The following is an 11138-nucleotide window of genomic DNA, read 5'->3' as shown; positions in this document are numbered from 1 at the left end:
ATGGCTTTGTCCCAATCTTTTTTAGCCCAAAAATCTTGCGCTACGTGCATTTGGTTTGCAGCTGTAGTTTCCCTTGGTGCAAGGTAAAGTTTAAGGTATGCAATGTAAATAACAACCATAATAACAATGGCCGCTGCAATAAATAATAAGCTTTTTTGGTTCTCCTGAACAAAACTACCGCTCTTTACAACATTGTTTTTGCTTGCTGTAGATTTTGTATTCACCTCGGTTGCTGACATCTGTATTTAAAAATTAAGTTTGCAAAAATACGGTTTTCAATCCTTTTAGCAAATTTAAATTTTGGATAGTTAAGGTGTTGATTGTTTGGGTGTGAGGTGAGGGTGGATTGAGGTGTGTTTAGTTGGTTGGGTTGGGAGGTTTTTATGTAAAAGCATTGTAAATAAGAAGATTTTGAAGATAATGAATATGGCGTTGCCTGCGGCCCGGGCTATCCGCTCATACTGCGCAGGCCTTAGGCTCGGGGCCGGTATCCGCTTCTATCCCTAACGCGGGGATTGTATGAACCGTGATTTGTAGGGTTTTCCTGATTGCTCGGATTCCCACAGCTCCGCGTCAGGCAAAACAGCTTCGGACGAAAGCGGGCAGAACAATGGTGGCTTGTGGGCGGCAGGGGCATAGGAACTTTTGCAGAAGGGGGGGCAAGAGCGAGCGGGGCAAAAAGATTCCAGCCCGTGGTTCTGCCCGGTTTGCGAGGCAAAGGCCTTGTGGGCAAAGAAGCCTTTTTGCTGACTTGATTTTTGGTTACTTTGTATCAAGACAAAGTAACAGCCCTCCCGCGGCAATTGAGCGGGCGGATGTTTAGCGTACACCTATCATGAGAGATGCCGAAATAAATTCGGCATGACGGCTGAGTTGAAAACTAAAACACTAAATTTGCTCTCCTCAATATGTACCTGCAGCAACTCTCATTTATTAACTTTAAAAATTACGCCGAGGCCGAAATTTCGCTTGCCGAAGGGGTAAACGCATTTGTTGGTAATAACGGTGCGGGTAAAACCAACCTGCTGGATGCGGTGCATTACCTGTCACTTTGTAAAAGCTACTTTAACCCCATTGATAGCCAACAGATAAAGCAAGGCGCCGATTTTTTTATGATAAACGGCGTTTTTAAAAGGGGGGGTAATAAAGAGGTTGTTGCCTGCGCTGTAAAGCGTAACCAAAAGAAACAGTTTAAACGGAATAAAAAAGACTACCAGCGCCTTGCCGACCATATTGGTCTGCTGCCGCTGGTGATGATATCGCCATATGATATCAGTATTATTATAGAAGGCAGCGAGGAGAGGCGTAAATTTATCGATAACGTGATCTCGCAAACTGATCATAACTACCTGGACGAACTGATAGCCTATAATAAGGTATTAACCAACCGCAACTCGCTGTTAAAGCAAATTGCCGATACCGGCCGTTACGACCCTGAACTGCTGGCTGTTTTTGATGAACAACTCATGGCATCAGGCACGCGCATTTTTGAAAAACGCCGTGCTTTTATGGAAATGTTTACCGCGATATTTAACCAGCACTACCAGTTTATAAGCGAAGATGCCGAGCAGGTAGAACTGGTTTATGAATCGCAGTTGCTGCAGGATAGCTTTGCCGCCCTGTTAAAGAAAACCATGGAACGCGACAGGGTATTGGAGCGTACCACAACCGGCATACATAAAGACGACCTGCAGTTTAACATCCATGGCATGCCCATGAAAAAGTTTGGCTCGCAGGGGCAGCAAAAATCTTTCCTGATAGCTTTAAAACTGGCACAGTATACCTTCCTCACGCAGAAGAAAGGCTTTAAACCACTATTGCTGCTTGATGATATTTTTGATAAGCTTGATGATAACCGCGTTACCAAGCTGATGCAGATGGTATCCAACAATGATTTTGGCCAGGTGTTTATTACTGATACCAGCATGGGCCGGGTTGAGGGTATCTTTGAGAAGATAAATGTTGATGTAAAACTATTTAAAGTATCGGAAGGGAATATAGATGCGTAAGGCCAATGATAAATCGCTGAAAGACGCTATTGAGCAAATGCTTAATGTGTATAAAATAAAGCGTCGCTTTGATGAGACCGCCATCGTATCTGCCTGGCCGGACCTGGTGGGCAAATCTGTAGCTAACCGTACCCAAGAATTATTTATAAAAGATAAGAGGCTTTTCCTGCGGATAGAATCGTCGGTAATAAAGAATGAACTGGTAATGATGCGTAACCAGATAATTCAAAAAATAAATGATGATGCTAAAACCGAGTTAGTGGTAGAGATCGTATTCCTGTAATAATTACCTGCCGCGTGAAAGGCGTAAACGGTGAGAAACCTTACGGAAACTATCGTCCATTATTTGTGAGAAGGCAAGCAGGAAGATGCCCGGGAATATAAATGCGAATTGCGCCTCAGGATGATTTCTGAAAATATCCATAGAGACAATAACGATAGTCACTATAATTACTGAATAAATAAGATATTTAAATAGTGACTTCATGGCAATTGTGTTAATTGGCTGAGCGTTAAGTTACCCGGTGTGTAAAGGTAGATTATTAGTTTCTAATAAGCAATAAAAAAAACATTAAAAAAGCCATTTGTAAGCTGTTAACTACAAATGGCTTTTTATTAAATTTCAGGAGCTTAGAACCTCTCGAATGCCGAGAAAAAGAAGTTGCCTTCAATTGCTGCGTTCTCGTCAGAGTCTGAACCGTGTACCGCGTTTGCATCAATTGATTTTGCAAAAAGGTTACGGATAGTGCCTTTATCTGCTTTGGCAGGGTCGGTAGCACCAATTAGTTTACGGAAATCTTCAATAGCGTTATCTTTTTCAAGTATAGCAGCTACTATCGGGCCTGATGACATAAAGGTAACCAGGTCTTTAAAGAAACCGCGCTCGGCATGTACAGCGTAAAATTCGCCAGCTTTTGCCTCGCTAAGTGAGGTATATTTAAGTGCTATAATTTTAAAACCTGCTTTTGTTATCTGGTCTAAAATAGCACCGATGTGGCCGTTAGCAACTGCATCGGGCTTTATCATTGTAAATGTTCTGTTATTTGCCATTGTATAAATATGCTTATGTATTAAAAGAGGCGCAAAAGTAGCGTTTTATTACTGTATATTAAAGCATTTACTATAAATAAGCTATACGTATTTAATTAATTTATTAGCTTTGCAACTCTTTTAAAATTGATGTTGGATTTAGCCTCGCTTACTGAACTTTTAGATCAGCCCCGTAAAATAGTAATTACTACCCATCATAAACCCGATGGTGATGCTATGGGCTCATCGTTAGGGTTGTATAACTACCTTATACAGCAAGGCCACCATGCAAAAGTAATTTCCCCGACAGATTATCCCGAGTTTTTAACCTGGATGCCCGGCAACGAAGAGGTGATCATCTACACAGAGAACACAAAACTTTCTGCCACATTAATTGCCGAAGCAGAGATCATCTTCTGCCTCGATTTTAACGCACTGGGCCGTATCAACGAGATGGGCGTGCTGGTTGGCGAAAGCCGCGCCTATAAAGTGATGATAGACCATCACCTGGAGCCGGAAGATTTTGATGATTATCGCCACTGGGATATTAATGCATGCGCGGCAGCACAATTAGTATATACTTTTATAACCGAGAAGCTTAAGCATAAAGAACTTGTTAATAAAGATGTGGCTACCTGTTTATACACAGGTATCATGACAGATTCCGGATCGTTCCGTTTTCCAAACACCACAGCAACCGTACACCGTATAGTTGCCGATTTAATTGAAGCCGGTGCGAATAACTCAAGGATACATGAACTGGTTTATAACAGCGCGTCAGAAAACCGCCTGCGCTTTTTAGGCCATTGCCTTGCCAATTGTTTAGAGATCATCCCGGAGTATAATACGGCTATTATATCTGTCAGTAAAACTGATATTGCCAAATTTGATGTAAACACGGGCGATACCGAAGGCATTGTTAACTATGCACTGTCAATAGCCAGTGTGCGCCTTGCAGCATTTATTGTTGAACGTAGTGACAGGGTTAAACTATCTTTACGTTCAAAAGGTGAATTTCCTGCTAATGAGATCTGTAAAAAGTATTTCCAGGGGGGCGGCCATCGTAATGCGGCGGGCGGGCAGTCTGAGGATACGCTTGAAGGAACCGTTAATAAATTTAAACAAATATTACCCGAGTATAAAACACTATTAATACAATAACGAACTAAAAGAAAAAATGAGAAAAAATTTAATGATCATAGCAGCGGCAGCACTAGGGCTTGCAAGTTGCAAAGGTGGATTTAAACAAGCCGACGGCGGGTTGTTATACAACATCCGTACAGACAAATCGGGCCCCACCATTAAGCCGGGCGATTTTGTAAGCCTTAACCTTGTGCTTAAAACAGAAGGTGATTCTGTATTAGGCAGTACTTATGAACTGGGCCGCCCTGCGCCACAGATCATGGAGAAAAGCCCGCGTAAAGGTGATGTAACCTCTGCGTTTTTATTTTTAAGCGAAGGCGATAGCGCTACTGTTAAATTAGCCATTGATTCGATGTTTAAAAAAGGTGCTCCAAGGCCTCCGGGCATTAAAGGCAAATACCTTGTTTACGAAATTAAAGTTGAAAAAGTAATTGCCAGAGGTAACCAAACTGAACCTGTTTTTAATGCGCATATTACCGATTACTTTAAAGCACAGGGCGAACTTGTAAAAAAACAAGAGCCAGCCAAGATCAAAAAGTATGTTGAAGATAAAAAACTGAAAACTACAAAAACAGCATCTGGCCTGCAATATGAAATTACCAAAACAGGTGCCGGCCCTAACGCCGTTACCGGCGATACTGTTGTAGTTAACTACGCAGGCAGGTTATTGAACGGTAAACTTTTTGATACCAGCATTAAAGAAGTTGCACTTAAAGAAACAAAACAGTTTGACCCACGCCGTACTTACGAGCCTATAAAGCTTGTTGTTGGTGCAGTTGGCCCGGGTAGTGTAATTAAAGGTTGGGACGAAGGTTTGCAGCTTTTAAACAAAGGTGCTAAAGCTACTTTAGTTATCCCGTCTGAGCTTGGATGGGGCGAGCAAGGTGCTCCGCCAATGATAAACCCGTTTTCACCGGTTACATTTGATGTTGAAATGGTGAACATTATTAAGCCAAACCCTAACGCTCCAAAACCAAAAGCAGCTCCGGCGCCGGCGGTTAGATAATTTTTATAAAACTTATACAGCCTCCCGGTATACCGGGAGGCTTTTTTATTATGATGAAAAATACTTTTTATTTAGGTTTAATATTTTGCCTGTTTGGCTTTAACGCCAGCGCGCAGTTTAAACGTACCGCCAAGGGGGCGCAGTACCAGATTATTAGCACCAACCCGGGTGCAAAAATTCAACCTACGGATGTGATCACTTTTAATGCGGTACAAAGCACCGAGAGTGATTCGGTTTTGTTTAGTACTTATAAACTGGGGCAACCTATAAAAACACCGTTGCGCCAATCAAATAACGTGGCCGACCTGATGGATATTTTTCCCCTCTTATCGGTTAATGATAGCGTAATTGTAAAAGTACCGGTTGACAGTGTATTTAAAGGGCACGAAGCCGATATGCCGCCAATATTTAAAAAAGGCAGCAACATTATTTTTAATGTGAAAATTTTACAAACGCAAAGTTTAGAGGCTGCTATGGCCGAGCGTAATGCCGCTATGGAAAAAATAAAAGCCGAAAGCGAACAGCTAAAAGCATCAGAAAGCGCGTCTATTGCCAACTACATAAAAAACAATAATATTTTGGCTAAAAGCACACCATCGGGCTTAAAGTATGTGGTAAAAACAGCAGGACTTAAACCTAAGCCGCAAAATGGCGATACGGTATATGTAAACTATACTGGCCGCACGTTGGAAGGAAAAGTTTTTGACTCGAGCATAGAGGCTGACGCCAAAGCTGCAGGTCTACAGCAACCGGGCCGTACTTATGAACCCATTAACTTTGCCGTAGGTACAGGCCGTGTTATTAAAGGCTGGGACGAAGGCCTGGTTCTGTTGAACGAAGGTTCAAAAGCAAGGTTCATCATCCCATCGGCATTAGCTTATGGCGAGCGTGGTGCAGGTGCCGATATTAAACCATATTCTACATTGATATTTGATTTAGAACTGGTAAAGGTGGTGCGTGTTAAACACGATGCTGTAAAACCGGCTGCTAAAGCACCGTTAAAGAAAAAAGGCACGTTGAAAAAACGGGTTGCCGCAAAAAAGAAAAATTAATTTAAATGAAAAGCCTTCTGCAAAGAAGGCTTTTTTAATTTTGTGCCATGGTATTAACAGACACGCATACCCATTTATACTACGAAACCGACGCGGTAAAGCGCTCGGAGCTGATGCAGCGATGTATACAAAACGATGTTAGCCGTTTGTTTTTACCAAACGTTGATGCAGCATCGGTACCGCTGATGTTTGAATTGCTGGAGGCTTATCCCGGTAATTGCTTCCCTATGCTGGGCCTGCATCCATGCTCGGTAAAAGATAACTGGGAAGAAGAACTGGCTGTTATACAACCGGCCCTGCATCAGCATAAAATATATGCCATAGGCGAAATTGGGATAGACCTGTATTGGGATAAAACTTTTTTAACGGAGCAAATACAGGCGTTTAAATTGCAGATTAAATGGGCCAAGGCATTAAAATTACCCATAGTAATTCATTGCCGTGATGCGTTTGACGAGGTTTACCAGGTTTTATTGGATGAACAGGATGAAAACCTGCGCGGAATATTCCATTGTTTTGCCGGAACCCTTGAACAGGCCCAAAAAATAACTGCTTTAGGCTTTTATTTGGGCATCGGCGGCGTTGTTACTTACAAAAATGCGGGGCTTGACAAAATCTTACCGCAAATTGACCTGAAGCATGTGGTTTTAGAGACCGATTCTCCGTACCTTACGCCCGTTCCGTACCGTGGTAAACCTAACGAAAGCTCTTACCTGATCTACGTAGCCCAAAAGGTGGCGGACCTATACCAAATTTTTGTTGAAGAGGTGGCTGAAATAACCACGGAAAATTCAAAAAAGATATTTGGTGTATAATTAAAAAGTATTTTTACAGCATAAACCTGATCTAAATGAGCCAGATATTGATCATCTATACCGGAGGGACAATTGGTATGATGAGCGACCCTGTTACAAAAACGTTGGTACCCATCAATTTTGAACAGATAATGGATAACGTGCCCGAGCTTGAAAAACTTAATTGTAAAATTAAGGTACACTCGTTTGAGCATATCATTGATTCATCAAACATGAACCCCGTTATATGGGGCGAGCTTGCCGCGCTTATTGAAGCCAATTATGATACCGTAGATGGCTTTGTGATACTGCATGGCTCAGATACCATGGCCTTCACAGCGTCGGCATTAAGCTTTATGCTGCAAAACCTGAACAAGCCGGTAATTTTCACCGGGTCGCAGCTACCTATCAGTGCGGTACGTACCGATGCCAAGGAAAACCTGATGACCTCTATCGAGATAGCCAAGGCTAAAAAGAATGATAAATCGCGCGTGCCAGAGGTTTGTATCTATTTTGATTACAAACTCTTCCGCGGTAACCGTGCCTTTAAATATAATTCATCAAAATTCGAGGCATTCCGTTCGCCAAACTACCCAATACTGGCAGAGTCGGGCGTACACCTGCGTTTCAGCGTGAATGATATCCGCGAACCCGGGGAAGGCCCGTTAAAGATCCATAACAAGCTGATTAGCGATGTTGCGGTGTTAAAACTATACCCGGGGATTAGCCCCAAAGTTGTAGAAACCATTTTAGGTGCCGATGTGCGTGGTATTGTAATGGAAACTTTCGGTGCGGGTAACACCACAACCGACCAATGGTTTATCGACCTGCTGAAGGATGCCATCGACAGCGGCAAGGTGGTACTGGATATCTCGCAATGTAAAGTGGGTACCGTTGAACTTGGCCGTTACGAAACCAGTAAGCAGCTAAAAGATATTGGTGTAGCCAACGGTTACGATATGACCTACGAAGCCGCCGTTACTAAAATGATGTACCTGCTTGGCGAAATAGAAGATCCTAAAGAAGTAAAACGCTGCTTAGAGAAGGACTTAAGGGGTGAGTTGACGGAATCGTAGGGTAAAATCTAAGATGTTGAGCAAGCTGAAAGCTTGCTCCATGCCATACCACGAGATACGCTGCGCTAATCTCGCGGCAGCGAAAATTAGGACGGAAATGAACGAGCGGTGGCCTGACAGAAAAGCGGGCCAAAAGGTAAAGGCCTGTGGTAGGAAGCTTTTTTCTGTCTTGATTTTTTGGTTACCTTTTGATCAAGCAAAAAGTAACAGCCCTTCCGCGGCGAATGAGCGGGCGGATTAATATAGTGGTTTACTAAGCATGATAAATGCCGAAATAAATTCGCCATGCCGGGGGAGGTATAAACATTGCTATTCCTAAAGAGATTGCTTCGTACTTCGCAATGACGGTCTGGCTTTTATCAAAACATCCTTTGCCGTATCACCCCCATAAACACCTCCCTGAATTTATCACTTACCGGTATTTGCTTATCACCAATATAAATATGGTTATCCTGTACCTTGCTGAGTAGTTTGGTGTTTACAATATAGGAGTTATGCACCCGAACAAAAGGGGCGGAAAGTTGCCCTTCAATATCCTTTAAACGGCGGTATATCAGCAATTCTTCGGTACCGGTAACCAGGCGCACGTATTCTTTTTCGCCCTCAAAATAAAGCACCTCATCCAGCAATATCTTTCGCAATGTTTTACCCGATTTTACGAAGAAGTAACCCTCGTCAACCTTACCTTCCGGTTTTTCAGTCACCGCAACCACATTACCAAAAGCTGCCTCAATTTTTTGGGTAGCCGCCAAAAAGCGCTTCAGCGTTATGGGTTTCAGCAGGTAGTCGATGGTCTGAAAAGCGTAGCTATCGGCCGCATGTTCGGCATAGGCGGTGGTAAATACAATTTTGGTTTCTTTAGGCAGCAGGCCCGCCAGTTCCATACCCGTAAGGTGGGGCATATTAATATCCAAAAAAATAAAATCGACGGTATGTTTTTTCAGAAAATCCATTGCCTCTAATGCGTTATAACATTTGCCAAGAAGCTGCCATTGGGTAGTTTGGCCAATAAGCACTTCCAGCAGATTAACCGCGTTGGGTTCGTCGTCAATAATAATGCACCTTAAATTCATGCCAGTGGGATGTTTAGGTTAGCTACGTAAATATCGCCTTTGTTTTGCACCTGTAGCTCAAAATCGTTTCCATAAAGTAATACCAGCCGCTTGCGTAGGTTCTCTATCCCAAATCCGGTGGATGGGCTGTTTAATGGTTTACCGGGCGTTGTGTTGGTTGTAGTGAATACCAAACGTCCGTTTTGTTGCACCAGGTCTATCTCTATTTTATTATGGCTGCTGCTTTTATCGATGCCATGTTTAAAGATATTCTCAACAAAGGTGATCAGCAGCATAGGCGGCAAGCTTTTGGTAGTGTCGCAATTTTTGTTGAAGGTAATATCAACCCCATAACGGATACGGATATTCTCCAGCGCGATATAATTTTCCAGGAACTGGATCTCGGTAGCAAGGCTTACTTCCTGTTTGGGGCTTTCGTCAACAAAATAACGCATAATATCGCTCAGGCGCTCTATTAAGGATGCTGTGCGTGGGGCTTCCAGGTAAGCTTCGTAATAAATATTATTGAGGGTGTTGAACAGGAAATGCGGCTGCACCTGCGATTTTAGCAGGTTTAGCTCGGCCTGCGTTTTCTGCGCGATGATCTCTTCTGATTGCTGTTTTAGGGTGAAATAAGCGAGTGCTATCCGGAAGATAAAACTAAGCAGGAATATCATAATGCCGCCTACTACCATGCTGGCAATGGCCTTCATGCTCATGGGTTCGGGGTGCTTGGCAAATAATAAATTATAAGCGTAAAGCGTAACAAAGGCCCGTGCCGCACCAATAACCGATAGGAATAATATCACCGCAAGTACATACCAAACAACCATACCATTTAGGTACAACCGGGGGAAAAGCCAAAGAATGTTCCCATATACAATTGCGGCGTAAAAAGCGGTGTTTAATAGTGCATAAACAGCACCCTGAAAAAAGCCATCCATCGCTACCAGCGATAGCGTCACTACCAGGAAAACAAACACCCACACCATCCATTGTAACTGGCCTATGGTGGGTTTACTTTTTAACGATAACATGCTTAAAAATACAAAGCTTTTTTTGCAGATGCCTACCTATTTAAACAGCTTGGCATTTTTATTAAATTAACTGACGGAAATTTTAAATGAACGGCATAATAATTAAATAAATGACCCCGCAGGCATGCAATTGAAAACAACGGCCTAATAGCTGAATATATAAGATGTACTATTGAAATGATTTGACGAGCTATCCCACAAGTACCAGTTTTGAGGGAAACAATAAAAACTTAAGCTCGTTAATCATGAAATTACAATCATCAATAACTGGTATCATCATTACCAGCCTTACCACTTTATTTCTATCGGCCCAGCCAAAATATGCGTCGGCACAGGTTGATACCATCCGGTTAAAAGATCATCGCCTGAATACCGCCACTTTAAAACCCGGTATGCGTCAATACCTGGTATATTTCCAGATGCCTAAAAGCCCAAAAACGTTAAGGTTTTGGCTTTGGCTGCGCGATACAAAAATAGAGACCCGCAATGGCGAAAAGGTATTTGCCACTACGCAACACTGGTACGGAGGTGATACCATGAGCTATCGTACAGGCTATTCGGTGAATCGCGTAAAAGATTTTTCGCCTGTTTACCATACCGAAACCATCGCCGGTAAAGTTGGCGCCTATAACTGGGGCGACACTCAAATAAAAGGGGCTGATACTGTTGCCCAAAACACAAAGAAAGATTTTGCCCTGAATTTTACCAACCCCAATTTTAACTGGAACCTGGATATAGAAACTTTTGAAATGTTGCCGCTGGCCGCAGGTAAAACATTCGCCATTAACTTTTACGATGCTGGTTTCGGCAAGCCCGAGTACATCATTTACAAAGTTACCGGCAGTGAAGTGATAGGCACACTGGATAACCAAAAAGTGGATTGCTGGAAACTGGTTAACGAAGCCGAGAACAAAGGCAACCATTATACCCAAACATTTTG

The 11138-nt window shown here is 42.7% G+C and carries 12 protein-coding genes and 1 pseudogene; 8 read left to right on the top strand and 5 right to left on the bottom strand.

Annotated elements, in window-relative coordinates; all coding sequences use genetic code 11:
• Window positions 1-239 (bottom strand): annotated as a pseudogene (locus WC615_RS20305) (hypothetical protein); the annotation flags it as partial.
• A 669-nt stretch (window positions 240-908) separates the two neighbouring features.
• On the opposite strand from WC615_RS20305, the gene WC615_RS20300 reads away from it, so the two are divergent.
• The gene (locus WC615_RS20300) at window positions 909-2009 is read left to right on the top strand and encodes a DNA replication/repair protein RecF (protein WP_372979887.1); all 1101 of its coding nucleotides are present in this window, start codon (window positions 909-911) and stop codon (window positions 2007-2009) included.
• Window positions 2002-2292: a DUF721 domain-containing protein gene (locus tag WC615_RS20295; RefSeq protein ID WP_372979886.1), complete on the top strand. Its 291-nt coding sequence runs from the start codon at window positions 2002-2004 to the stop codon at window positions 2290-2292. Before WC615_RS20300 ends, WC615_RS20295 begins: the two co-directional genes overlap by 8 nt.
• Before the next feature lie 3 nt (window positions 2293-2295).
• On the opposite strand, the gene WC615_RS20290 is transcribed toward WC615_RS20295, so the two are convergent.
• Both WC615_RS20290 and WC615_RS20285 read right to left on the bottom strand, forming a co-directional pair.
• Window positions 2296-2496 carry a hypothetical protein gene (locus tag WC615_RS20290; RefSeq protein WP_191177111.1) on the bottom strand — a complete coding sequence of 67 codons (201 nt, stop codon included), beginning with the start codon at window positions 2494-2496 and terminating at the stop codon, window positions 2296-2298.
• A 143-nt stretch (window positions 2497-2639) separates the two neighbouring features.
• Window positions 2640-3059, bottom strand: coding sequence for a nucleoside-diphosphate kinase (locus WC615_RS20285; protein WP_191177112.1), 420 nt, complete (start codon window positions 3057-3059; stop codon window positions 2640-2642).
• A gap of 129 nt (window positions 3060-3188) precedes the next feature.
• Between WC615_RS20285 and WC615_RS20280 the strand changes: the two genes are divergently transcribed.
• Genes WC615_RS20280 through WC615_RS20260 form a run of 5 tightly spaced genes read left to right on the top strand, consistent with a single transcriptional unit; the run spans window position 3189 to window position 8109 of the window.
• The gene (locus WC615_RS20280; RefSeq protein WP_372979885.1) at window positions 3189-4199 is read left to right on the top strand and encodes a bifunctional oligoribonuclease/PAP phosphatase NrnA; all 1011 of its coding nucleotides are present in this window, start codon (window positions 3189-3191) and stop codon (window positions 4197-4199) included.
• Window positions 4200-4215: 16 nt separating this feature from the next.
• Entirely contained in the window at window positions 4216-5187 is a 972-nt protein-coding gene (locus WC615_RS20275; RefSeq protein WP_372979884.1) for an FKBP-type peptidyl-prolyl cis-trans isomerase, read from the top strand.
• A 50-nt stretch (window positions 5188-5237) separates the two neighbouring features.
• Window positions 5238-6239 carry an FKBP-type peptidyl-prolyl cis-trans isomerase gene (locus WC615_RS20270; protein WP_372979883.1) on the top strand — a complete coding sequence of 334 codons (1002 nt, stop codon included), beginning with the start codon at window positions 5238-5240 and terminating at the stop codon, window positions 6237-6239.
• Window positions 6240-6286: 47 nt separating this feature from the next.
• A complete protein-coding gene (locus WC615_RS20265; protein ID WP_372979882.1) occupies window positions 6287-7054 on the top strand; it encodes a TatD family hydrolase in 768 nt (255 codons plus the stop codon).
• 35 nt (window positions 7055-7089) lie between these two features.
• Complete coding sequence (locus tag WC615_RS20260; RefSeq protein WP_372979881.1) at window positions 7090-8109, top strand: asparaginase; 1020 nt, start codon at window positions 7090-7092, stop codon at window positions 8107-8109.
• Window positions 8110-8468: 359 nt separating this feature from the next.
• Here WC615_RS20260 and WC615_RS20255 read toward each other — a convergent pair whose 3' ends face one another.
• Window positions 8469-9182: a LytR/AlgR family response regulator transcription factor gene (locus WC615_RS20255; protein ID WP_372979880.1), complete on the bottom strand. Its 714-nt coding sequence runs from the start codon at window positions 9180-9182 to the stop codon at window positions 8469-8471.
• A complete protein-coding gene (locus tag WC615_RS20250; protein ID WP_372979879.1) occupies window positions 9179-10198 on the bottom strand; it encodes a sensor histidine kinase in 1020 nt (339 codons plus the stop codon). Before WC615_RS20250 ends, WC615_RS20255 begins: the two co-directional genes overlap by 4 nt.
• Before the next feature lie 245 nt (window positions 10199-10443).
• Between WC615_RS20250 and WC615_RS20245 the strand changes: the two genes are divergently transcribed.
• Window positions 10444-11138 (top strand): hypothetical protein (locus WC615_RS20245; RefSeq protein ID WP_372979878.1); only part of this gene is annotated, 695 nt, incomplete at its 3' end.

It is taken from the genome of Mucilaginibacter sp. (assembly GCF_041663085.1).
Lineage (GTDB): Bacteria > Bacteroidota > Bacteroidia > Sphingobacteriales > Sphingobacteriaceae > Mucilaginibacter.
Note: the sequence above shows the minus strand (reverse complement) of the source record. Positions and strands in the feature narration are given on the sequence as shown.